The following is a 23212-nucleotide window of genomic DNA, read 5'->3' as shown; positions in this document are numbered from 1 at the left end:
GACTTTTCTTGATTAGAGGGGTAAGAGGAGCAATTACGATTGACCAGAATTCCGAAGAGGAAATCATCTCTGCAACAGAAGAACTTTTTGTACGGTTAATTGAAGATAATCATATTCAACCAGATCAAGTTGGGTCAATTTTCATTTCTACAACAGATGATGTTAACGCTGCATTCCCTGCAAGAGCTCTTCGTAAATTTGAGGGGTGGACCTATGTCCCTGTGATGTGTATGCAGGAAATTCCTGTTCCCAATTCGTTAAAGAAGTGTGTCAGAGTCATGATGCATGTGAATACGAACAAGTCACAAGAAGAGATTATTCATGTATACTTAAAAGGTGCAACGGTTCTGAGACCCGACCTTGGCAGCAGTCTAGCAAAATAGGTAAAAACGATAAAGCTGTAATAGAATTAACTTATTACGAACGGAGTGAATTAATATGAGATGGAAAGAGCAGTTATTACAACTGACACCTTATCAACCAGGGAAATCAATCGAAGCTGTGAAGAGGCAATATAAACTGGACAAGATAGTAAAGCTAGCATCAAATGAAAATCCTTTTGGATGCTCATCTCAGGCCTTGGATGCACTTCAATCAAATCAAACAAGTTTGGCAATTTATCCGGATGGCTATGCCACTATTTTACGAGAGACCCTTTCAACCTATTTGCAGGTTGATGAAGAAGAATTAATCTTTGGAAATGGCTCAGATAACTTAATTCAAATTATTTCAAGGGCACTGTTACATCCGAATGCTAATACAATTATGGCTACACCTAGCTTTTCACAATATAAGCATAACGCAGTGATTGAAGGCGCGGTCTGCAAAGAAATCCCACTTGTAAACGGAAACCATGATTTAGATTCCATGTTGGCAGCCATTGATGATCAGACCAATGTCATTTGGCTATGCAGTCCTAATAATCCTACTGGTACCTATATACCTGAATCTAAGTTAAACGCCTTTCTTGAAAAAGTTCCTGCTGATATTCTGGTCGTACTAGATGAAGCTTATTATGAATATGTTGTTGCAGAAGATTACTATGATTCCATTAAATTAGCTCAAAAGTATGAAAATTTAATTGTCCTTAGAACTTTTTCAAAAATATACGGTCTCGCTGCCTTAAGAATTGGCTATGGGGTTGCCAATCCTTCAATTATTAAAGCACTTGAACCTGCTCGGGAGCCATTTAATGTTAATTCTTTAGGCCAATTAGCGGCGTCAGCAGCCATAAAAGATCAGCAATTTATTAACAGCTGCAAAGAAAAAAATAGGCAGGGACTAGAACAGTTCTATGAATTCTGTGGGAAGTATGAACTCGATTATTATCCATCACAAACCAATTTTATATTAATTGATTGTAAAACAGATGGGGACGTGGTGTTCCAGAATCTAATGCAGAGAGGCTATATTGTTCGCTCTGGGAAAGCTCTTGGTTTTCCTACAGGGGTTAGAATTACAGTAGGGTCATTTGAACAAAATGAAGGTGTTCTCCATGCATTAGGAGAAGTTTTATCACAAAAGTAAAACAGTTCTGCTTTGTTTTTATTTTTAGGGGGAGTTATCATTGAAAGGCCGTGTTTTTGTTATAGGGTTAGGATTAATAGGCGGTTCTCTAGCCCTATGTATAAAAAAGGAACATGAGGATGCAACGATTGTAGGATTTGATATTAATAGTGAACAAGCAAGACTAGCAAAAATGCTTGGGGTTATCGATGAAATAGCTGAAGATATCCAAAGTGGCGCTATTGATGCTAATTTAATTATTATTTCTGCACCTGTAAATGAAACAGAGGAAATTATCAAGTTCCTTGCGGGTCTCCCTCTTCATCCAGAGGTAATCGTGACAGATACAGGTAGTACAAAAAGCAAGATTGTTGGAAGTGCCAAAAGCCTAAAAGAGAGAGGAATCACCTTTATCGGCGGGCATCCAATGGCGGGATCACATAAAAGTGGTGTTTCTGCTGCCAAAGAAATTCTATTTGAAAATGCGTTTTATCTGTTAACACCAAAGGAACATATCGAAGATTCAAAAGTAAAAATATTAAAATCATGGTTAATTGGAACTAAAGCCAAGTTTTTAACTATCACACCAGAAAATCATGATTATCTTACAGGGATTGTCAGTCATTTTCCTCATATCATCGCTGCCTCAATTGTTCGCCAAACTGAAAAGTTAGCTGAAGCAGAGAGTTTAATTCCGCGTCTTGCAGCAGGCGGGTTTAGAGATATTACCCGGATTGCCTCCAGCAGTCCGAAGATGTGGAAAGATATTCTCCTCCACAATCGTGAGATATTAATTGAATTGCTCAATCAGTGGCAAGATGAGATGAATGATGTCAAAATGCTGCTTGAAGATGAAAACAGTTCGGCAATATATGATTATTTTCACCAAGCAAAACAATTCCGTGATGGTCTGCCTCAAAAAGATAAGGGTGCAATTCCGGCATTTTATGATTTATTTGTTGATGTACCGGACTACCCAGGGGTCGTTTCCGAGATTACTGGTTATTTAGCGAAGGAAGAAATAAGTATCACAAATATTCGAATTTTAGAAACACGTGAAGATATAAATGGTGTCTTAGTAATTAGTTTTCAAACAGAAGAGGACCGTCAAAAAGCGGAACAATGTATTGGCTCCTATTCTAGTTATGCTACATCTATTGGATCTTAAAATGATAAATAAAAAAGGTGATTTTTCATGACGTCTCTAAAACTGAAGACAAACATAACACACTTAAACGGCGAAATAACAATTCCTGGGGATAAATCAATTTCACACCGGTCAGTTATGTTTGGTTCGATTGCTCACGGTGAAACCAAAGTAACCAATTTCTTACCTGGGGAAGATTGCTTAAGCACAATATCGTGCTTTCGAAAACTCGGAGTTAACATCGAAGAATCTGATGGCCAACTTCACATTATTGGAAAAGGATTTGAAGGGTTAACCGAACCAAATGAAGTATTAGACGTTGGTAACTCTGGAACAACAATCCGTTTATTAATGGGGATATTGGCAGGTAGACCATTTTTCTCTTCTCTTGTTGGTGATGAGTCAATCGGTAAACGTCCAATGACGAGGGTAACGAACCCTTTATCGGAATTGGGTGCAAAAATAGATGGTCGTAACAACGGTTCCTACACACCCATCTCTATTCGTGGGGGTGAATTAAAACCTGTAAATTATCAACTTCCGGTTGCAAGTGCACAGGTTAAATCTGCCTTAATTCTTGCAGGCCTGCAAGCAGAAGGTCAAAGTGTGATTATTGAGCCGGAAGAAACTCGTGATCATACAGAAAGAATGATTATTAAATTTGGCGGGGAAATCCACAAGGATAACCAAATGATTATCGTCAATGGCGGTCAAAAACTAGTCGGAACGACAGTCCATGTTCCTGGGGATATATCGTCTGCAGCATTCTTTTTAGTTGCAGGTGCGATAATTCCTGGAAGTGAAGTTGTATTGAAAAATGTCGGGCTGAATCCAACAAGGACGGGAATTATCGAAGTAATGAAGAAGATGGGTGCGGACTTAGAAATTGTCCAGAACGAGGAATCATCATTTGAACCAATGGGGGATCTAATAATTAAGACTTCCAGTCTGAAAGGTACCGTGATTGAAGGAGATTTAATTCCAAAATTAATTGATGAAATCCCAATAATTGCCCTTTTAGCGACCCAGGCAGAAGGTACAACAATTATCAAGGATGCCGAGGAACTGAAAGTAAAAGAAACAAATCGAATTGATACAGTTGTTCATGAGCTAAAAACTTTAGGTGCTAAAATCGAAGCAACTGAAGATGGAATGATTATTCATGGAAAAACCAAATTAGTTGGTGGAACTGTCGCTAGTCATGGTGATCATCGAATTGGAATGATGCTGGCCATAGCTGCACTCCTTTGTGAAGAAAAAGCAGTTCTAGAAAACCCAGAAGCCATTTCCGTTTCATATCCGAACTTCTTTGACCATTTAAATAGTCTTATTAAGTAAAGCTGCATATCAATGCAGCTTTTTCTATTTTATATCCCGAATTGAATGGTATAGTTTTTGGAATTTTCGCATAGCTTGTCTTAAAGAGAATAGTCAAAAAAGAAAATAGGACACAATGAAATGGTGGTGGATAATGTATATTATTGAAAATGCCAATCTCCTAAAAGACAAGCAATTAAAAACTTGTTCACTATTAATACGTAACAATCGAATAGAAAGGATTGACTCGCATTTCAATTATTATCGGTTAATAAGAATGAATGCCGAACCATATATTATGACCCCCACCTATGTTTTATTTAATTCAAATATTCCACAAATTAGAGCCTTTCAAGAATTAAAAAAGTGTTTGACTGAAGATTTTTTGTTGAAAGGTTGCACTACCTTGTTCACCTATGTTAATGTTTCCTACGAAAATGAATTAACCACAAAAATATCTGCGCTTAAAACGGCTCTCTTAAGCAGCCCAATAGACTATCTTATTGGGGTAAGAATACCAGTTCGATTGATTTCTCCATCGTTTATTAGGAAATGTAAGAAAGAAAAAGTACCAGCTATTTTTGTAGACCTTCAATCACATGAAGAATTAGAACAAGTTCCATGGGGTTGGATTAAAGAAGCAATGTTTCCTTTCAACAGTCCGTTCATCCCAATAATTTCTTCGGTTCACAAGAAGGAAGTGAAGGGTGTTTTGTCGAAATGGAATGGTATCATGAATAGAGAGAATATACCCGCTCTTTATGAAGAAATTGAAGAAAATATCCCATTGGCTGTTTCTGTATTAAATAAAATTGGTGTATATCCGCAAAAAGGTAGTTTAATGTGTGGTACAGAAGTGAGTTATAATTTGTATACAAAAATAAATGAAGGCCAGAATGTTGATGATGTGAATATATTTCATTATCATAGTGATAGACTCGTAGTAACCGTCCACAAGGGGGAGGTTTTACGAGCAAGTGGTAACGTGATATTTAAACCTGGAAATGGAGAACATGTTAGGGTGCGAATCCCATCCTATTTTTCTCTGTCAATCTAGGAGAACGAGAGGTAAGAGTCAATGGAACGAGTGAATAAAATTATTACCATGTTAGAAAATGGTCAACATAATGAGGCCTTAATTGAATATAATGATGTATTACAAAATGGTATGCCCGATGAAAAGTTTCTTCTTAGCGAAGAAATGTATCAATATGGTTTCCTAGAAGAGGCAAAGTCACTTATAGCAAATTTATTAGAAACATTCCCTGAGGAAGGTGAGCTTCTTGTCCTATTAGGTGAAATATTAGTTGAAGCCGGTGAAGACGAAGAAGCAATTCTTGTTCTTGAAAAGATATCAGAACATGATGCGAATTATGGACAATCCCTACTTTTATTAGCCGATCTTTATCAAGTTCAAGGTTTGTATGAAGTTTGTGAAAGAAAACTTTTGAAGGCAAAAGAATTGTTGCCAGATGAAATCATTATAGATTTTGCTTTAGGCGAACTTTACAGTGAACAAGGTGAAGTGACCAAGGCACTGGAAGCATACGAAAAGGTTTTAAAAGAAGAAAATGAAATAGCTGGTGTAAATATAGATCAACGGATTGCAGATCTCTTAAGTGTATCTGGGATGTTTGAGGATGCATTAGTTTATTATGAAAAGGCAATGAATGAAAAATTAGAGATTAACACTTTATTCGGCTATGGTTTTACGGCACTTCAGGCGGGGTATTACAAGACTGCTATCGTAAAATTCACTGAATTGAAAGAGCTGGATCCGGAATACCATTCTCTATATTTACACCTTGCTTTAGCATATGAAAGGGAGGGAGAACTTGAAAATAGTTTACTTACCATTCAAGAAGGCATAAAACAAGATGAATATAATAAGGAGTTATTTTTCTTTGGCGGGAGAATAGCAACCCAATTAGGAAAAGTGGAAGAAGGAGAACAGTTTTTCCGTGAAGCACTTGCCTTAGACCCAGGATTTATTGAAGCAGCACTTACATTAAATAAACTCTTTTTACTTCAAGAAAGATATGAGGACATCATTGATTTAATTACTGAACTTGATATTAAAGAAGATGAAGAACCCCAACTTTTATGGGATGCTGCAGTAAGCTATCAGAAGTTAGAAAAATTTTCTTACGCATTAGACAAATATGAAAGTGCATATACTTTTTTTAAGAAAAATGAAACATTTTTACAGGATTACGGTTATTTTCTAATTGAAGAAGGAAAAAGTGACCGCGCCGCCGAAATTTTTAAACAGTTGCTAAATGAAGATCCAACAAACGGGGAGTATATGGATTTATTTGAACGTCTTACAGGGTTGAAAGATTAAAAAAAGCTGAATTTGCAGAGGAGGGAAACTATCATGGCAACCCCTGTTTCTGTCAACGAGAAGAAGGACTTTATTCGCTGGTTTTTAAATCATTATCAATTAAAGAGAAGAGAATGTGTTTGGATTCTTAATTATCTAATGAGCCACGATCAATTAATGGAGAAGGTCCATTTTGTGGAGCAAGCACAGTATTGTCCGAGAGGTTTAATTATGTCTACACATTGCGTCGATAAGGTACCATTTAGATTCTATAAAGAAAATGTGATGACTACAGATGCTGAAAAGTCCTTTCACGACATTCGCTTAAATCGTGATGAGGATATTTTTATCCAATTAAACTTTCATGCTGCTAATCAGGCACACCAGTATGCTGCGGTTCTTGAAGAGAATTTATACGTTCCCAAACACCTGCAAGTGAATGAGAAGGATGGAATTATTGCAGAACAATTATTGCAGCGCAGTATTGAACATTTTCAACGTGAGAAAATCCTTCAATTAATCGATGAGGCCCTTGATAATCAAGATCGAAAAGCATTTCAAGTTCTTACACAAAAGCTTAATCAGTTAACCATGTCAGAACAAAAAGGAAGCGTGCGATAAGCAGCTTCCTTTTTGTTTGGGATTTTCTAAATATTGCACTATATCTTTTATTGTTTCTGTAGAAAATGATATTATGATAATAGTGAAATCAAAAGGTTGGTGCATAAATATGAAATGGACACCTCAAGATATTGAGACGTATTTGAATGCAAAGGAATATGTAGACACAGCTGTTGTGCCATTGCTGGCTGTATCTGTGGGGGGGGAGATGAAACAGTCTGCGACAGCTGCGGAATTTATCACATTACTTACTGGACATCTAGAAAGGCAATTTACGGGAAGATTATTATTGTTACCTCCATATACATATTTGAAGTCCAAAAATGGAGAAAATATCATTAGTGATTTGAAGGAATGGGAGGCTAGCCTTCAAAAGGGGGAATTTAAACACATATTTTACATTACATCCGAAATTGATTGGAGATCACGAGAAGAAGAACTTTCCGGAACGATAATATGGCTTCCATCAATCCCACTGGAACACATGAATGATTCACAGAAAATGGTGGTTGTTGATAGTCAAGTAAAACAATTATTAGACCTTTTTACGCAAAAATGGCATGAAAATGAGTAAAACCATCTTTTAAGCATGTTTTTAAAATAGTATGATATTGACCTAACTTGCAGATTGATATATCATTGTTATGTCCTAGTTTTATATGTGTTTAAATTTGTCCGTCGGACTTAACTTCGTGAATAGAGGGGGGGATATAAGCATGAGTAAGCAACGCGTTTCAAGACGTCAATTTTTAAGCTACACATTAACAGGAGTAGGCGGCTTTATGGCAGCTGGTATGTTAATGCCAATGGTAAGATTTGCAGTTGATCCAGTTTTAAAGGCTGAAGAAGGCGGAGATTTCGTCGCAACAAAACAAAAGGTTTCTGAAATAACTAACGAGCCTGTTCGAGTTGACTTTAGCTTTAAACAAAAGGATGCATGGTATGAGTCAGAGGTTACGGAGACTGCCTGGGTTTATAAGAATGATGCAGGTAAAATTGTAGCCCTTTCACCTGTGTGTAAACATTTAGGCTGTACTGTTAACTGGAATACGGACAAGGAACATCCAAATCAATTCTTTTGTCCATGTCACTATGGCCGTTACACAAAGGATGGCACCAACGTTCCAGGTACACCACCACTTCACCCGCTTGATGTATATCCATTCAAGGAAAAAGACGGTTTTCTTTATTTAGGTAAAGCTGAACCACGGAAGGAGGCGTAACATGTTAAACAAGATTTACGATTGGGTAGATGAACGTTTAGATATTACGCCTTTGTGGCGCGATATCGCAGACCATGAAGTACCTGAGCATGTTAATCCAGCGCATCACTTTTCAGCGTTTGTATACTGCTTTGGAGGTCTAACATTCTTCGTAACAGTCATTCAAATTCTCTCTGGTATGTTTTTAACTATGTACTATGTACCAGATATTAAAAATGCTTGGGAATCGGTTTATTATCTTCAAAATGAAGTTGCTTTTGGACAAATTGTACGTGGAATGCATCACTGGGGTGCAAGTTTAGTACTTGTAATGATGTTTTTACATACACTACGTGTTTTCTTCCAAGGTGCTTACAAGAAACCTCGTGAACTAAACTGGGTAGTCGGAGTGCTTATTTTCTTCGTTATGCTTGGCTTAGGATTTACTGGTTACTTATTACCATGGGATATGAAAGCGTTATTTGCAACAAAAGTAGGTCTGCAGATTGCCGAAGCAACACCGTTTATCGGTACACAGGTTAAGGTTTTACTTGCAGGTCATGAACATATTGTTGGTGCCCAAACATTAACCCGTTTCTTTGCGATTCACGTGTTCTTCCTGCCAGGTGCACTGCTTGGATTAATGGGAGCCCACTTCTTAATGATTCGTAAACAAGGTATTTCTGGACCACTATAAAAAACGTTTTTTCTCAATCGATGTTTTTTCTACTAACTACGGAAAAAGGAGGGGGATTGCTCGATGCATCGCGGTAAAGGATTAAAGTTCGTTGGTGATTCACGTGTTTTAGCACCTTCTGAACGAAAAAAAATGATTCCGAAAGATTACTCTGAATACCCTGGTAAAACAGAGGCGTTCTGGCCTAACTTCCTTTTGAAAGAATGGATGATAGGAGCTGTATTTCTTGTCGGCTTTTTATGTTTAACTGTTGCCCATCCGGCTCCGCTTGAAAGGATAGCGGATCCGACTGATACTGGTTACATTCCATTGCCAGACTGGTATTTCTTATTTTTGTATCAATTACTAAAATATTCATATGCATCCGGACCGTATACAGTTATCGGAGCTATGATTATGCCAGGACTTGCATTTGGAGGCTTACTATTAGCTCCATTCCTGGATAATGGTCCTGAACGTCGCCCAATGAAGCGTCCGATTGCAACTACAGCTATGCTTTTGGCATTAGCTGCCACCGTATTTTTAACTTGGGAGTCTGTTGCGACACACGACTGGGAACAAGCTGAGCGCCAAGGTAAAATTGTTGAAAAGGTTGATATTGATAAGTCGAGTGCCGGCTACAAAATTGCTAGTGCGAATACATGTATTACTTGTCACGGTGAAGATCTTTCAGGAGGTGCCGGTGCTCCTGCATTAGTTGGAACTGGTCTATCTGCTGAAGAAGTAGCGAAAATTGCTAAAGAAGGTAAAGGTGGAAAAATGCCACCCGGAATCTTCAAAGGTACTGACGAAGAACTTAAAACACTTTCAGAATTTATCTCAGGCCTTGGTAAGTAATAATCGAATTATTGAAAAGCTGACGAACGATCGTCAGCTTTTTTCTTCATGAAAAAACAATCCTGGAAGGAGCATGCTTGTGAGTTGGATTTATCCTCTCTTGGCCCATAGGTCAATTATAAAGCTGCTATTATTTATAAATATAGCTGGAACTATATATGGGTATTACTGGTATGGGTGGCAACTAAAAGAAACTCCTGCAATTTTCCTCCCATTCGTTCCTGACAGCCCTACTGCTAGTTTATTTTTTGTTTTCGTTTTGATTGCCTTTCTATTACGGAGAAACTGGCCTTTAATAGAGGCTCTTGCGATTGTCACACTTTTTAAATATGGAATTTGGGCAGTGGTGATGAACATTCTAGTCTACTTTGTTCAAGGGGAACTTGATGCAGTTGGCTATATGCTAATATTTTCCCATTTTGCAATGGCTGTACAAGGGATTTTGTATGCTCCATTTTATCGTTTTAAATGGTGGCATTTAATCATCACAGCTGTTTGGACATTACATAATGATGTGATAGATTATGTATTTTTCATGTTGCCGAGCTATCATATGCTTGATCGCTACACTCCGCAAATTGGCTATTTTACATTCTGGCTTTCGATTTTTTCTATTGCCCTTGCCTATTATTTTTCCATTCGGTCCAATCGGTACAAGCTTGAAATAAAATAATCCAAAATGGTCTAACCTTGTCCACCCCTACATACATTTTATTAGTAATGAAAGGGGGGACAAGGATTGAAAATCAAATGGTTATTTTTATTTGCAATTATCATGATGCTTACTCCCACATCTATTTATGCAGAACAACAATCGCCAATGGAGAAGCTTGATGATATTTCAGATGAAGCACTCCAAATGGTGAAGTTTCATAGATATGAAGATGCGAAAAGACTACTTGATTATTTTTCAAATCAGTTCACAAGTATTGCTGGTACGGATCCACCATTAACCATGGATGAAGTGAGAATAATTAACACCTCCCATGATGAAGCAGTGGAAGCGGCAGTTAGTTCCAACATGAAATATGAGGAACGAATAAATAAATTAGTCAAATTTAGACTTGTTATTGATGCGATTGCTACAAGTCATCAACCCTTATGGGTTGAAATGGAAGATCAAATTATGACTGCTTTTCATCAAGCGAAAGATGCCGCTAAAAAAGGTGATTCTGGAAACTTTCATACAAACTTCAATTCATTTTTATCTTTGTACAATGTCATCTATCCAAGTATGAAAATTGATGTGTCCGTAGAAAATGTACAAAAATTAGATGCACGGATTGATTTTATAAATGAATACCGTTCCCTAGTAGTAAGTGACACTAAAAGTCAGCAGGAATTGGATAAACTAGATACGGACTTAGTCAAACTCTTTTCTAACATGGAAGAGGATGAGGCAGATCCTAACATTTGGTGGGTTATTATATCCACTGGAAGCATTATTATCATGACATTATCCTATGTGGGTTGGAGAAAATATCAAGGTGACAAGAACCAGAAAAAAGACCGTTCGAAGGATTGATACTAAAAAAGCAATGTCAAACGACATTGCTTTTTTAATCTACTAACGGCATTTTATTTTCGTCAAGGGTAAATCCTTCTCCATGAACATCGTGAACAATAGTAATTGAAACAAAGGCATGTGGATCGACCGAGGTGATTACATTTTTTAACCGAACGATTTCATTTTTAGCCACAACACAATATAAAACCTCACGTTCACTTTTTGTATATGATCCATAACCTTTTAAGGCAGTAACTCCTCGGTCCATTTCCTCCATAATTTTTGCGGCAATTTGTTCGTTTTTTTCCGAAATAATCATTGCCCCTCTTGCAGAATAGGCACCTTCTAAAATGAAATCGATGACTCTTGCACCAATAAAAACAGCAACAAGTGTATACATTGCCTGTTTATAATTTAAATATGTAACTAGAGATAACGCGATAACACATGCATCAAATAAGAACATCGTTTTCCCCATATTCCAGCCTGCATATTTCTGGACGAGCCTTGCAATAATATCGACTCCTCCCGTAGTTCCACCATAACGAAAGATTACTCCTAAACCAACGCCTGTAAAAACTCCAGCAAATAATGCTGCTAATGTTAAATCACTTTCAAGCGGCATATCTATCGCATAGCGTTGAAATATCCATAAAAAAATCGATACTCCTACCGTTCCTATAATGGTATATAAAAATGTATTCCGTCCTAACAATTTCCACCCGATAAAAAAAAGTGGAATATTTAAAAATAAATTTGAATATGACGGATCCCACTTGAACAAGAAATAAAATAATAGAGCAATCCCAGTGAAACCACCCTCAGCCAACTTGTTTTGCATATTAAAATTCACAAGTCCAAACGACATGATTGCAGCCCCTAAAAGGATAAATAATATGTTTTTAAATTTAAGTCCTGATATCATTCATAAACCCCCTCTGCCATAAATTCTCTTATCTGGCGATTTTTATTATATCGAATTAAAAATGCTAGAGCAATGAGTAGTGAAAAAGACTAAAAATAATTGAAAACATTTGTAAAACCGAGATAATTTAGCTAACATAAACAATGAATAAGAAAATGGGCATTAGTATCAATCATATTAACGAGGTGAAGGCAAATTGGCCAATGAAAAGACAATGAAAGAACTTCAGCAAGAAGTAGATTTGTACATTAGTCAATTTAAAGAGGGGTATTTCAGTCCACTGGCAATGCTGGCGCGACTTACAGAAGAACTAGGGGAATTTGCTAGGGAAGTAAATCATTATTATGGAGAGAAACCCAAAAAAACTAGTGAAACTGAAAAAGCGATTGAGGAAGAACTGGGAGACCTTTTATTTGTTTTAATTTGCTTTGCTAATTCCTTAAATATTAGCCTAGAAGATGCACATGATTATGTCATGCGAAAATTTAAAACAAGAGACAAAAATCGTTGGACTAGAATTAACGAAGAAAAAATGGAGTGAATGTGATGGAAAAGATTAAAATTATTATTGCAGGCCCTCGTGGAAGAATGGGGAGCGAAGCTGTAAAGTTAGTCACAAATACTGATAATTTTGAATTAGTTGCTGTTGTGGATCATAAGTATGACGGAATCATGTTAAGCGATTTGGAAGGTTTTCATTCAATACATAATGTGCAAGTTTATTCAAATATTGAAACATGTCTGCAAACAATCCAAGCAGATGTATTAATTGACTTAACCACACCTGAAGTGGGCATGCATCATACCAAAACAGCACTCTCTTACAATGTGCGGCCTGTTGTAGGTACAACAGGGTTTACCGCTGGTGATTTAGAAGAATTAGAGCGTATTTGTCAGGAGAAAGAACTGGGGTGTATTATTGCTCCGAATTTTGCTATAGGTGCGGTTTTAATGATGAAATTCTCTCAAATGGCAGCTAAATATTTTGAGGATGTTGAAATTATCGAATTACACCACGACCAGAAGTTGGATGCTCCGTCAGGAACAGCGGTAAAGACGGCCGAAATGATCTCAACTGTAAGAGAAGCAAAAAATCAAGGCCACCCAAATGAAAAAGAAACAATCGCAGGAGCGAGGGGGGCAAATTTTGATGGGATGCATATTCACTCGGTTCGATTGCCGGGATTGGTTGCACATCAACAGGTGTTATTCGGTTCAGATGGTCAGACTTTAACAATCAGGCACGATTCCTACCACCGAGGGTCGTTTATGTCAGGGGTAAAAGTGGCAGTTGAGTCTGTGATGACACATAATGCCTTTGTTTATGGCCTTGAAAATATTTTAGGATAGGAGGAAATATAATGAATATTGCATTAATTGCTCATGATAATAAGAAAAATGATTTGGTGCAGTTCGCGATTGCCTATCAGAATATTTTTTCGAAGCACTCTTTATTTGCTACTGGAACAACAGGGCAAAGAATTAGTGATGCAACAGGATTGAATATTACACGGTTTCAATCCGGACCGCTTGGTGGTGACCAGCAAATTGGTGCGATGATTGCTCAAAATGAAATGGATGCTGTTTTCTTTTTTCGAGATCCATTAACCGCACAGCCGCATGAACCAGATGTTACTGCATTAGTAAGACTATGTGATGTATACTCCATACCCCTTGCAACCAATATGGGAACTGCGGAATTGCTTATAAGAGGTTTAGAACTCGGGCTGATTGAATGGAGAAATATAATTAAAGAGAATGGTGGACATAATGAATAATCAACACCTTCAAGTCCTTGCATTTGGTGCCCATGCAGACGATGTCGAGATAGGCATGGCAGGGACAATCGCAAAATTTACATCTGAGGGAAAACGTGTAGGTATCTGTGATTTAACAGATGCCGACCTTTCTTCAAATGGGAATATAGAGCTCAGAAAGTCTGAGGCGGCGAATTCGGCTGAAGTTCTAAAAGTTTCATGGCGGTCCTCGCTGGGTTTTCCGGATAGGGGCTTATACCTTAATGATGAATACATAAGAGAAATTGCAAGGGTAATAAGAATCAACAAGCCTCAAATCGTGTTTGCACCTTATTTTGAAGACCGTCATCCTGACCATGGAAATTGTGCTAGTTTAGTGGAAGAAGCCGTTTTTTCAGCTGGAATCCGAAAATATAAAACAGATGGAAATGAACCTGCTCACCGAGTGGAAAGAGTTTATTTTTATATGATTAATGGTTTTCACAAACCTGATTTTGTTATCGATATTTCTCAATACATAGATTTAAAGCTCGAAGCATTAAGGGAGTATAAGAGCCAATTCCAGCAAACAGAAGAAACCCACAATACTCCACTTGTTAATGGGTATATTGAAACAGTCGAGGCGAGGGAAAGAATGTTTGGCAAGCTTGTTGGTGTTACATTTGCAGAAGGGTTCAAAACGAAAGTTCCCATTCTTTTGAATCGAGATTTGATAGGAGAATAACCATGAGGAAATTAAAAATTGGAATTACTTGCTATCCAACAGTAGGTGGTTCAGGGGTGGTAGCAACGGAATTAGGAAAAATGCTGGCTGAAAAAGGGCATGAAATACATTTCATTTCATCAAGCATCCCTTTTAGGTTGAACAAAATTTATCATAATATCTATTATCATCAAGTTGAAGTGAATCAATATTCCTTATTTCAGTACCCACCCTACGATATTGCTTTAGCAAGTAAAATGGCGGAAGTTGCTAATCGGGAAAAATTAGATCTACTTCACGTTCATTATGCTATTCCTCATGCGGTTTGTGCTATATTAGCCAAGCAAATGAGTCACCGAGATTTTAAAATAGTCACTACCCTGCACGGAACAGACATAACCGTTTTAGGGTATGATCCTTCGTTGACAGATGCAATTAAATTTGGAATAGAAAAATCTGATGTGGTAACTGCTGTATCGAATTCGCTTGTGAATCAAACTTATGACCTCATCAATCCTGATAAAACAATCGAAACTGTCTATAATTTTATTGATGACCGCGTCTATAAAAAAACTGATGCACATGGTTTAAAGTCAGATTTTGAAATAAGGGAAAACGAGAAGGTAATCATACATGTTTCAAATTTCCGTCCAGTAAAGCGCGTGAAAGATGTAGTAAAATCTTTTTCAAAGATTGCATCTGCAATGCCTGCAAAATTACTATTGGTCGGTGATGGTCCCGAAATGACTATCGTTTGTAAGCTCGTCAGAGAGTTGGGCTTGGAAGATCAAGTCATTTTTCTTGGTAAACAAGAGAGTTTAGAGGAATTGTACTCTATTAGTGATTTAATGTTGTTATTATCAGAGAAAGAAAGCTTTGGACTTGTTGCACTAGAGGCGATGGCATGTGGTGTCCCTTGTATCGGGACGAATGTTGGCGGTGTTCCAGAGGTTATTAATCATGGTGTCAATGGATTTATTTGTGAAGTAGGTGACATAGAGGATATTTCTAGTAGAGCATTAGCAGTTTTAAATGATGCGAAGCTTCATCAGCAATTTTCTCAACAGTCCATTTACACAGCAAAAACAAAATTTAAAGCAGATCAAATCGTTGAACAGTATGAGCAAATATATTTTAATATACTGAATTAAGGTGAAGGAAATGACAGACCCATTCTTAACTGCAATTCCTGTCTTAGAAAAGCTAGAGGATGCCGGTTATGAGGCCTACTTTGTTGGCGGATCAGTTAGAGATTTTCTTTTAAATAGAGAGATAAATGACGTGGATATTGCGACAAGTGCAACTCCAGATGAAGTGAAAAAAATCTTTCCAAAAACAGTAGATATTGGAATAGAACATGGAACAGTTCTAGTCCTGGTTACTAATGGGGCATATGAAATTACTACCTTTAGGACAGAATCGGAGTATGAAGATTATCGTAGACCTAAAGAGGTTACGTTTATACGGAATTTAAAGGATGATTTGCAGCGCAGGGATTTTACAATGAATGCCATTGCAATGGACAGAAATCGGAAACTGATTGATCCTTTTAACGGATTTTTAGCTATACAGAATAAATTAATTCAGACAGTCGGAAGTCCGAGTGACAGGTTCCAAGAAGATGCCTTAAGAATAATGAGGGCCGTACGGTTTGTAAGTCAACTTTCATTTCAAATAGAAGCGGGAACTATCACCGCATTAGCCAATCAGGTTCATTTACTTGAGAAAATTGCTGTGGAGAGAAAAAAAACAGAGTTCGAAAAACTGTTAATCGGTAAAAACAAAAAAACCGCGTTAAATATCCTTCTAGATACAAGCATTTTTTTATATTTGCCTGGTTTAAAAGAAGAGAGGAAGTCTTTAGAGAAACTGATTCGCTTTGAAAGTATCCCTCTTAATATTAATGAAATGTGGTCATTATTAATTTTCTGTTTACAGTTTAAAGAAAAAGAGATCGAGGTATTTCTAAAAGACTGGCGGCTTTCAATTAAGGAAATAAGAGAAATTGGACGAACGGTCCATTTCTTATATAAAAGACTTGAACAAGAATGGTCTATTTATGATCTCTATGCTGCAGGTCGTGATACAATCCTTTCAACAGAAAGACTTTACCTTGTGATTAACCAAATAAAGGATATTCGATCAATTGAAAATTGGGAAAAAATGTATGATTCTCTTCCGATTAAAGATCGTACAGAAATAAATGTTTCAGGAAATGACTTAATGGATTGGTTCAATAAAAGAGGCGGACCATGGCTAAAGGAAACCCTATTAGACATTGAAAATAACATCTTATCTTGTCAACTTCCTAATAACAAAGAAAAAATCAAGGAGTGGCTAATGAAGTGCAATCAGAAATAAGAAAAGAATTAATTGATGCCTTTACAAATGCCGGAGATGCCTTTTTGTCAGGTCAATATCTAGCTGAACTCATTGGTTGCTCTAGGACGGCAGTTTGGAAGCATATAGAGGAACTAAGAAAAGAAGGCTTTGAATTAGATGCAGTTAGAAATAAGGGTTATCGGATTCTAAAGACCCCAGAAAAAATAACTGCCGATGAAATAAGACTGGGTCTAACAACTCACTTCATGGGGAGGAATATCCATTATGAGGAGACTGTTGAGTCAACTCAGAAGATAGCCCATCGCATGGCTTCTGAAGATGCACCAGAAGGAACGGTCATCATTGCAGAAGAGCAGTTGTCAGGCAGGGGAAGAATGGCCCGAAAATGGCATTCTCCAAAATATTCAGGGATTTGGATGAGCATGATCCTGCGTCCCAATATACCTCTTAGTAATGCGCCACAATTGACATTATTAGCTGCAGTTTCCATTGTTCAAGCCATTGAAGAAATGACAGACTTAGTCCCAGATATTAAATGGCCTAATGATGTTCTAATTAGCGGAAAAAAAGTCACTGGAATATTAACTGAGCTACAAGCTGAGGCCGATCGAATTCATTCCATTATTATTGGAATTGGTATCAATGTGAATCAAAAGTTAGAAGATTTCCCAGCAGAAATTCAAGATATTGCTACGTCCCTTTTTATTGAGAAAAAAGACACTGTCTCGAGAGCGGAATTAATTAGAACGATCCTAAAGAACTTTGAAAATTTGTATACAATGTATCTGGAACAGGGCTTCTTGCCGATAAAGCTTTTATGGGAAGGTTATGCCAGCAGTATCGGCAAGTACATAAAAGCGAGAACATTGACAAATACCATTGAAGGTATTGCACTCGGTATCACAGATGATGGTGTGTTGAAACTTGAGGACCAGACTGGATTCATCCACCATATTTATTCAGCCGATATTGAGTTATAAGGCTTGAACTTTTCGAGAAATTTGCTATAATTCATTCCAATGGGCAGTATCCATAGTGAACTGCACCTAAATGAAGTAACCAACAATTAAAAAAGGTTTCTGCCTAGATCCGTTTACGGACCGGGACAGAGGGATGAAGCTTGAATTGAGTAATAGGGATCCTCTGCCTTCAGAAGGATCTTTTTATTTGCTCTTCGAAATCTTCATATCCCCTCTCCCAACAAAAAAGGAGGGAAAAATGGATGAAGCAAGCAACAGATTTTTTAAAAATGAAGGAAAAAAATGAAAAAATAGTCATGTTAACAGCGTATGATTACCCCTCTGCTAAACAAGCAGAAGAAGGTGGAGTTGACATTATTTTGGTGGGTGATTCCCTTGGTATGGTTGTCTTAGGGTATGACTCGACCATACCGGTGACACTTGAAGACATGATCCATCATACGAAAGCAGTAAAACGAGGTGCAAAGGATACATTTATTCTCGCGGACTTGCCATTCTTAACCTATCATTTATCCGTCCGTGATACATTAATGAATGCAGGCAGACTCATTCAAGAAACAGGCGCACATGCGGTGAAACTTGAGGGTGCAGATGATGTCCTAGAAAAAATAACTGCTCTAACGAAAGCGGGCATCCCTGTGTGTGCTCATTTGGGGTTAACACCACAATCAGTTGGTGTATTAGGCGGGTATAAAGTACAAGGGAAAGATGCTGAGGCAGCAAGGAAATTAATAGATGATGCGAAGAAATGTGAACAAGCAGGAGCTTTCGCCATCGTTCTTGAATGTGTCCCAAAACAATTGGCTGAAGAAATTACACAAAGTCTTTCAATACCTATCATTGGTATTGGTGCCGGGATTGATGTGGACGGTCAAGTGCTCGTGTATCATGATATTCTTGGTTATGGTGTTGAGCGTGTACCGAAGTTTGTGAAACAATACCATTCCGTAAATCCATTTATGCTTGAATCTATTCAAGCTTATGCAGCAGATGTTAAAAATAAACAGTTTCCAGAAGATAAGCATTCATTCACAATGAAGGAGCAGGAACTGAAAGGGCTTTATGGAGGTATAAAATGAAGGTAGTTACCACAATTAAAGACATGCAAGAGTTAATTTTGAAACAAAAGTCCCAAGGAAAATCGATTGGCTTTGTTCCAACGATGGGTTTTCTGCATGAAGGACATTTGACGCTTTTAAATAGAGCTAGAAAAGAAAATGATATCGTCGTCCTTAGCATTTTTGTTAATCCTTTACAGTTTGGTCCGAAAGAGGATTATGCTGAATATCCCCGTGACTTTGAGCGTGACCGTGCATTGGCTGAAAGTGAAAAGGTAGATTTTCTGTTTTATCCAAGTGTAGAAGAAATGTATCCGACCAGCCCTTCAGTCAAAGTTACCGTACAGGAGCGCACAGATGTATTATGTGGAAGTTCACGCCCTGGCCATTTTGATGGCGTTGCAACAGTTATAACAAAATTCTTTAACATCATTATGCCAACACGTGCTTATTTTGGGAAAAAAGATGCCCAGCAAGTTGCGGTTATTGAAGGGTTAATTTCAGATTTTAATATTCCTGTAAATCTGGTAGCAGTAGATATTGTCCGGGAAAATGATGGACTGGCTAAGAGTTCTCGAAATGTTAATCTCTTGCCGACAGAAAGAAAAGAAGCAACTGTTCTTTATCAAAGTCTTCAAGCAGCAAATGCAGCGATTGATAAAGGAGAGAGAGATCCTATTAAAATAATTGATATGATTTGTGAAGTGATTGGCAATGAATCATCGGGTGTAATTGATTATGTCCAAATATACTCCTATCCACAATTAAAACCATTGGAAAAATTAGAGGGTACAATTATTATTGCTCTCGCTGTAAAATTTACGAAGGTTCGTTTAATAGACAACATCATTACAAAAATAGATTGATAGGTAAGAGGAAATGGAGGAAGAGGATATGTTTCGCAACATGATGAACGGAAAGATCCACCGTGCCACTGTTACTGAGGCAAATTTAAATTATGTAGGAAGTATCACAATTGATGAAGATATTTTAGATACAGTTGGAATGATTGCTAATGAAAAGGTTCAAATTGTTAATAATAATAATGGTGCACGCCTAGAGACTTATATTATTCCAGGTGAAAGAGGCAGTGGAGTTATTTGTTTAAATGGTGCTGCCGCCCGTCTTGTTCAAAAAGGTGATATCGTGATTATCATATCCTATGCGTTGATTGCTGAAGAAAAAGTAGCAGCACATAAACCAAAAGTGGCGATCATGGATGAAGGTAATCGGATTAAAGAACTGATCCATGCTGAACCAGCACTAACGATTATGTAATCCCCGTTTAGGGGATTTTTCTTTTTTAACGAGGGTTTTATATAATAGATGTAGTAACATTAATCAAAAAGTTTGTGGTAGAATCAAAAGCTTAAAGTAGTGTATACTTTTTCTTTTAAAGATTATGTGATACCGTTTGAATGAACGAAGGTTTGGGGTGTTAATAAATGTTAAATAAATTCGTCGTAATCGACTTGGAAACAACGGGAAACATTCCAAAAAAGGGTGATAAAATCATTCAATTTGCAGCTGTGGTCATTGAAAATGGGAAAATCACAGAAAAGTTTTCATCACTCATTAATCCCAAAAAATCCATCCCCATATTTATTGAAGAATTAACGGGTTTAAATGATGATATGGTTAAAGATGCGCCGCTTTTTTCCGAAATTGCGGAAAAAGTCATGTCTTTACTGGACGGGGCTTATTTTGTTGCACATAATGTTTTGTTTGATTTGTCCTTTCTTCAAGAAGAATTAATCCAAGCGGGCCAAGAAGGGTTCTTCGGTCCTGTTCTAGATACGGTTGAAATGGCTAGAATTCTTTATCCCACGGCAGATGGTTATAAGCTATCTGATTTAGCGGAGAGAGAAAAATTGAATCATGATCGCCCCCATCAAGCAGATAGTGATGCACAGGTTACAGCTGAGCTTTTACTGATTCTTTTAGAGAAATTGGCTTCATTACCACTCACAACATTAAAACAGCTTGCACATTTATCAGGCGGATTGAAAAGCGACCTACAACAGCTGCTTGATGAATTACTGATTAATAAAGAAGAAACTGTCGAAGGCTTATCTGAGACATTGGAGATATTTAGGGAACTTGCTTTAAAAAGGATTCCAGACCAAATTAGGCTCCCTGCTGAAGATAAAGAATATCATTTCCCTGCATCTGAGGCTGAAAAAATCAGAATGGTCAGTCAGGCATTTAAAGCTTTCGAGCAAAGAACGGGTCAATTTACCATGATGGATACAATCTATCAGGCTTTTCAAAATGAAAAACATGCTGTGATTGAGGCTGGTACAGGTGTAGGAAAGTCACTGGGCTATTTGCTGCCAAGTGCTTACTTTTCTAAGAAGAATAGGCTTCCAATCGTTGTAAGTACACATACTATCCATTTGCAAGAACAGATTTTAAAAAATGAAATACCGCTTTTGGCTAAACTTTTGCCTTTTCCATTAAACACTGTATTACTTAAGGGAAGAAATCATTATATTAGTTTAGAAAAGTTTCACCAGACGCTGGCAGATGATAACGATAATTACGATACCGGTTTAACAAAGATGCAAATTCTCGTTTGGCTGATTGAAACAGAAACAGGTGATCGGGATGAGTTAAACCTTTCAAGTGGCGGTCAAATTTTTTGGAATAAAATAAAGAATGAACCAGGAATTTTTTTACAGGACGAAGCGTGGCAAGAAAGAGATTTTTATTTAAGGGCAAAAAGAAAAGCGGAAGTTGCTGATATTATTATTACAAATCATTCTTTATTATTAAGTGATATTAAAGGTGAAGTGGCGATCCTGCCTGAATTCTCTTATGCCATTATTGATGAAGGGCATCATTTTGAGAAAGCCGCTAGTCAGTTTTTTGGACATACATTGGATTATTTATCGACCCGTCTCCTATTAGGTCAATTTGGACTGTATGAACAAAAACAGCTCTTTTATGATTTGGAGATGCTGCTGGATTCTGTACCAAGTAAAAATGAAGCCAGGACCAACACTACTAAGTTAAATCAACTTATGACAGATCTTACGTTTGAAATGGACGAATTTTTCCAATTGATTGCTCTTTTTGCGAGAGCCAAGATGGCGAATAAAAAAGGAGTTAATCGTGCCAAAATTCGCTTTTCACCCAATGACGAAGCAAGAGAAAAAAAGGCATTGATTCATAGTGCTGAGAGATTTGCCTTTTTACTAAAGGACCTTGATTCAGAAATTAGTGAACGTCTTGAATGGTTAAAAAATGCGAGTACTTCTTTTTCACGGATAGAAGAAAATAAATTGGAAGAAATCCTTCAATTTCAAAGCGAATTAGCAGATCTTAGAGATACGGTTACTAATTCCTTTCTTAAAAAAACGAATGATGTAAAATGGATTGAAATAGATATACGCTCACCGCAAAATGTTACTACCTTTATGGTTCAGCCAACATCCGTAGCAGGGAAGCTAAATGAACAATTCTTTCAATTAAAAAAAGCGGTAGTATTTACTTCAGCAACGTTGACTGTAAATAAATCATTTGATTATTTTATAAAGGAAATGGGTCTAGACCCTGAATCTACGGTCCAATTAAATATCCCGTCTCCATTTGCATATAATCAACAGGTTCAGCTTTTAATTCCTGAGGACTTACCAGAAATTAATACAGTTTCTTTAGATGATTATGTAATTTCAATTACGGAGCATATCATAACAATAGCTGAAGCAACTAATGGGAGAATGCTGCTTCTATTTACCGCCTATGACATGTTAAAGAGAACCTATGAATTAATCAAAGAGAGTGGTTTTTTACATGATTATGCAATGATTGCCCAAGGGATAACTAGTGGAAGCAGAACAAGACTAACCCGAAACTTTCAACGCTATGATAAGGCGTTATTGTTGGGGACAAGCAGTTTCTGGGAAGGTGTAGATATACCTGGAGAGGACTTGTCCTGCCTTGTTATTGTTAGACTTCCATTTAGCCCGCCAGATGATCCTTTAACAGAGGCGAAATGCCAGTTAATCGAAAAACGCGGGGGGAATTCCTTTTCAGAATACTCCCTTCCAGAAGCAATTCTCCGTTTTAAACAAGGTTTTGGACGCCTTATTCGAACAGAAAGTGATCGAGGTATCATTGTGGTGTTTGATAAAAGAATTGTAACCACCAAATATGGGAAGGCCTTTTTGAAATCTATACCTCCCGTTCCTATTAATCGAGGAAAGATGGATGAATTAGTTGAAATTATCCACTCGTGGTTATGATTTGAGAGACATCAGTCAACTTAATCTGGATAAAAATTGGTA

25 protein-coding genes are annotated in these 23212 nt (G+C 37.3%); 24 read left to right on the top strand and 1 reads right to left on the bottom strand.

Annotated elements, in window-relative coordinates; all coding sequences use genetic code 11:
• The first annotated feature begins 8 nt into the window (after positions 1-8).
• The 13 genes from aroH to ypjB all read left to right on the top strand — a co-directional run bounded on the left by aroH (position 9) and on the right by ypjB (position 11175).
• Entirely contained in the window at positions 9-383 is a 375-nt protein-coding gene (gene aroH, locus ACE198_RS06500) for a chorismate mutase (protein ID WP_098574801.1), read from the top strand.
• Positions 384-438: 55 nt separating this feature from the next.
• On the top strand, positions 439-1527 hold the full coding sequence (gene hisC, locus ACE198_RS06495; protein WP_375375042.1) for a histidinol-phosphate transaminase: 1089 nt from the start codon (positions 439-441) through the stop codon (positions 1525-1527).
• Between the two features lie 40 nt (positions 1528-1567).
• On the top strand, positions 1568-2674 hold the full coding sequence (locus tag ACE198_RS06490) for a prephenate dehydrogenase (protein ID WP_375375041.1): 1107 nt from the start codon (positions 1568-1570) through the stop codon (positions 2672-2674).
• Between the two features lie 27 nt (positions 2675-2701).
• Entirely contained in the window at positions 2702-3991 is a 1290-nt protein-coding gene (aroA, locus tag ACE198_RS06485) for a 3-phosphoshikimate 1-carboxyvinyltransferase (protein ID WP_375375040.1), read from the top strand.
• Positions 3992-4124: 133 nt separating this feature from the next.
• A complete protein-coding gene (locus ACE198_RS06480) occupies positions 4125-5027 on the top strand; it encodes a hypothetical protein (RefSeq protein ID WP_375375039.1) in 903 nt (300 codons plus the stop codon).
• Positions 5028-5048: 21 nt separating this feature from the next.
• A complete protein-coding gene (locus ACE198_RS06475; RefSeq protein ID WP_375375038.1) occupies positions 5049-6314 on the top strand; it encodes a tetratricopeptide repeat protein in 1266 nt (421 codons plus the stop codon).
• Positions 6315-6347: 33 nt separating this feature from the next.
• The gene (locus ACE198_RS06470) at positions 6348-6914 is read left to right on the top strand and encodes a ReoY family proteolytic degradation factor (RefSeq protein ID WP_098574795.1); all 567 of its coding nucleotides are present in this window, start codon (positions 6348-6350) and stop codon (positions 6912-6914) included.
• A 109-nt stretch (positions 6915-7023) separates the two neighbouring features.
• Entirely contained in the window at positions 7024-7488 is a 465-nt protein-coding gene (locus ACE198_RS06465) for a YpiF family protein (RefSeq protein ID WP_375375037.1), read from the top strand.
• Between the two features lie 142 nt (positions 7489-7630).
• The gene (locus ACE198_RS06460; RefSeq protein ID WP_098574793.1) at positions 7631-8137 is read left to right on the top strand and encodes a QcrA and Rieske domain-containing protein; all 507 of its coding nucleotides are present in this window, start codon (positions 7631-7633) and stop codon (positions 8135-8137) included.
• Between the two features lies 1 nt (position 8138).
• Entirely contained in the window at positions 8139-8813 is a 675-nt protein-coding gene (gene qcrB / locus ACE198_RS06455) for a menaquinol-cytochrome c reductase cytochrome b subunit (protein ID WP_026563914.1), read from the top strand.
• A 63-nt stretch (positions 8814-8876) separates the two neighbouring features.
• Positions 8877-9650 carry a menaquinol-cytochrome c reductase cytochrome b/c subunit gene (locus tag ACE198_RS06450; RefSeq protein ID WP_098574792.1) on the top strand — a complete coding sequence of 258 codons (774 nt, stop codon included), beginning with the start codon at positions 8877-8879 and terminating at the stop codon, positions 9648-9650.
• 79 nt (positions 9651-9729) lie between these two features.
• Positions 9730-10323, top strand: coding sequence for a lipoprotein heptaprenylglyceryl N-acetyltransferase LhaT (gene lhaT / locus ACE198_RS06445; RefSeq protein ID WP_098574791.1), 594 nt, complete (start codon positions 9730-9732; stop codon positions 10321-10323).
• A gap of 66 nt (positions 10324-10389) precedes the next feature.
• Positions 10390-11175 (top strand): sporulation protein YpjB, encoded by a 786-nt coding sequence (gene ypjB / locus ACE198_RS06440; protein WP_375375036.1) that lies wholly within the window; start codon positions 10390-10392, stop codon positions 11173-11175.
• 34 nt (positions 11176-11209) lie between these two features.
• Here the strand turns inward: ypjB and ACE198_RS06435 are convergent, their stop codons facing one another.
• Positions 11210-12082 carry a YitT family protein gene (locus ACE198_RS06435; RefSeq protein ID WP_098574790.1) on the bottom strand — a complete coding sequence of 291 codons (873 nt, stop codon included), beginning with the start codon at positions 12080-12082 and terminating at the stop codon, positions 11210-11212.
• Between the two features lie 214 nt (positions 12083-12296).
• Between ACE198_RS06435 and ACE198_RS06430 the strand changes: the two genes are divergently transcribed.
• The 11 genes from ACE198_RS06430 to dinG all read left to right on the top strand — a co-directional run bounded on the left by ACE198_RS06430 (position 12297) and on the right by dinG (position 23170).
• On the top strand, positions 12297-12623 hold the full coding sequence (locus ACE198_RS06430; RefSeq protein WP_375375061.1) for a nucleotide pyrophosphohydrolase: 327 nt from the start codon (positions 12297-12299) through the stop codon (positions 12621-12623).
• A gap of 5 nt (positions 12624-12628) precedes the next feature.
• The gene (gene dapB, locus ACE198_RS06425; RefSeq protein WP_375375035.1) at positions 12629-13432 is read left to right on the top strand and encodes a 4-hydroxy-tetrahydrodipicolinate reductase; all 804 of its coding nucleotides are present in this window, start codon (positions 12629-12631) and stop codon (positions 13430-13432) included.
• Between the two features lie 11 nt (positions 13433-13443).
• Positions 13444-13860, top strand: a complete 417-nt coding sequence (gene mgsA, locus ACE198_RS06420) for a methylglyoxal synthase (protein WP_098574787.1) — start codon at positions 13444-13446, stop codon at positions 13858-13860.
• Positions 13853-14563, top strand: a complete 711-nt coding sequence (gene bshB1 / locus ACE198_RS06415; RefSeq protein WP_375375034.1) for a bacillithiol biosynthesis deacetylase BshB1 — start codon at positions 13853-13855, stop codon at positions 14561-14563. Before mgsA ends, bshB1 begins: the two co-directional genes overlap by 8 nt.
• A 2-nt stretch (positions 14564-14565) precedes the next feature.
• Positions 14566-15693 (top strand): N-acetyl-alpha-D-glucosaminyl L-malate synthase BshA, encoded by a 1128-nt coding sequence (bshA, locus tag ACE198_RS06410; protein ID WP_375375033.1) that lies wholly within the window; start codon positions 14566-14568, stop codon positions 15691-15693.
• A gap of 10 nt (positions 15694-15703) precedes the next feature.
• The gene (locus ACE198_RS06405; RefSeq protein ID WP_375375032.1) at positions 15704-16903 is read left to right on the top strand and encodes a CCA tRNA nucleotidyltransferase; all 1200 of its coding nucleotides are present in this window, start codon (positions 15704-15706) and stop codon (positions 16901-16903) included.
• Positions 16888-17865 carry a biotin--[acetyl-CoA-carboxylase] ligase gene (locus ACE198_RS06400; RefSeq protein WP_098574783.1) on the top strand — a complete coding sequence of 326 codons (978 nt, stop codon included), beginning with the start codon at positions 16888-16890 and terminating at the stop codon, positions 17863-17865. The genes ACE198_RS06405 and ACE198_RS06400 overlap by 16 nt, the downstream gene beginning before the upstream one ends.
• 242 nt (positions 17866-18107) lie before the next feature.
• Positions 18108-18944 (top strand): 3-methyl-2-oxobutanoate hydroxymethyltransferase, encoded by an 837-nt coding sequence (gene panB, locus ACE198_RS06395; protein WP_098574782.1) that lies wholly within the window; start codon positions 18108-18110, stop codon positions 18942-18944.
• On the top strand, positions 18941-19789 hold the full coding sequence (panC, locus tag ACE198_RS06390) for a pantoate--beta-alanine ligase (protein ID WP_375375031.1): 849 nt from the start codon (positions 18941-18943) through the stop codon (positions 19787-19789). Before panB ends, panC begins: the two co-directional genes overlap by 4 nt.
• A 28-nt stretch (positions 19790-19817) precedes the next feature.
• Entirely contained in the window at positions 19818-20201 is a 384-nt protein-coding gene (gene panD / locus ACE198_RS06385) for an aspartate 1-decarboxylase (protein ID WP_375375030.1), read from the top strand.
• 167 nt (positions 20202-20368) lie between these two features.
• Positions 20369-23170, top strand: a complete 2802-nt coding sequence (gene dinG / locus ACE198_RS06380; protein ID WP_375375029.1) for an ATP-dependent DNA helicase DinG — start codon at positions 20369-20371, stop codon at positions 23168-23170.
• Positions 23171-23212 lie beyond the last annotated feature (42 nt).

It is taken from the genome of Neobacillus sp. KR4-4, from assembly GCF_042136325.1.
Taxonomy (GTDB): Bacteria; Bacillota; Bacilli; order Bacillales; family Cytobacillaceae; genus Neobacillus.
Note: the sequence above shows the minus strand (reverse complement) of the source record. Positions and strands in the feature narration are given on the sequence as shown.

Bases quoted from the DNA above. Each gene is read 5' to 3' on its own strand.
- hisC (WP_375375042.1), top strand. From the start codon at position 439: ATGAGATGGAAAGAGCAGTTATTACAACTGACACCTTATCAACCAGGG.
- aroA (WP_375375040.1), top strand. From the start codon at position 2,702: ATGACGTCTCTAAAACTGAAGACAAACATAACACACTTAAACGGCGAA.
- ACE198_RS06480 (WP_375375039.1), top strand. From the start codon at position 4,125: ATGTATATTATTGAAAATGCCAATCTCCTAAAAGACAAGCAATTAAAA.
- ACE198_RS06475 (WP_375375038.1), top strand. From the start codon at position 5,049: ATGGAACGAGTGAATAAAATTATTACCATGTTAGAAAATGGTCAACAT.
- ACE198_RS06470 (WP_098574795.1), top strand. From the start codon at position 6,348: ATGGCAACCCCTGTTTCTGTCAACGAGAAGAAGGACTTTATTCGCTGG.
- ACE198_RS06465 (WP_375375037.1), top strand. From the start codon at position 7,024: ATGAAATGGACACCTCAAGATATTGAGACGTATTTGAATGCAAAGGAA.
- ACE198_RS06460 (WP_098574793.1), top strand. From the start codon at position 7,631: ATGAGTAAGCAACGCGTTTCAAGACGTCAATTTTTAAGCTACACATTA.
- qcrB (WP_026563914.1), top strand. From the start codon at position 8,139: ATGTTAAACAAGATTTACGATTGGGTAGATGAACGTTTAGATATTACG.
- ACE198_RS06450 (WP_098574792.1), top strand. From the start codon at position 8,877: ATGCATCGCGGTAAAGGATTAAAGTTCGTTGGTGATTCACGTGTTTTA.
- ACE198_RS06435 (WP_098574790.1), bottom strand. From the start codon at position 12,082: ATGATATCAGGACTTAAATTTAAAAACATATTATTTATCCTTTTAGGG.
- ACE198_RS06430 (WP_375375061.1), top strand. From the start codon at position 12,297: ATGAAAGAACTTCAGCAAGAAGTAGATTTGTACATTAGTCAATTTAAA.
- dapB (WP_375375035.1), top strand. From the start codon at position 12,629: ATGGAAAAGATTAAAATTATTATTGCAGGCCCTCGTGGAAGAATGGGG.
- mgsA (WP_098574787.1), top strand. From the start codon at position 13,444: ATGAATATTGCATTAATTGCTCATGATAATAAGAAAAATGATTTGGTG.
- bshB1 (WP_375375034.1), top strand. From the start codon at position 13,853: ATGAATAATCAACACCTTCAAGTCCTTGCATTTGGTGCCCATGCAGAC.
- bshA (WP_375375033.1), top strand. From the start codon at position 14,566: ATGAGGAAATTAAAAATTGGAATTACTTGCTATCCAACAGTAGGTGGT.
- ACE198_RS06405 (WP_375375032.1), top strand. From the start codon at position 15,704: ATGACAGACCCATTCTTAACTGCAATTCCTGTCTTAGAAAAGCTAGAG.
- panB (WP_098574782.1), top strand. From the start codon at position 18,108: ATGAAGCAAGCAACAGATTTTTTAAAAATGAAGGAAAAAAATGAAAAA.
- panC (WP_375375031.1), top strand. From the start codon at position 18,941: ATGAAGGTAGTTACCACAATTAAAGACATGCAAGAGTTAATTTTGAAA.
- panD (WP_375375030.1), top strand. From the start codon at position 19,818: ATGTTTCGCAACATGATGAACGGAAAGATCCACCGTGCCACTGTTACT.
- dinG (WP_375375029.1), top strand. From the start codon at position 20,369: ATGTTAAATAAATTCGTCGTAATCGACTTGGAAACAACGGGAAACATT.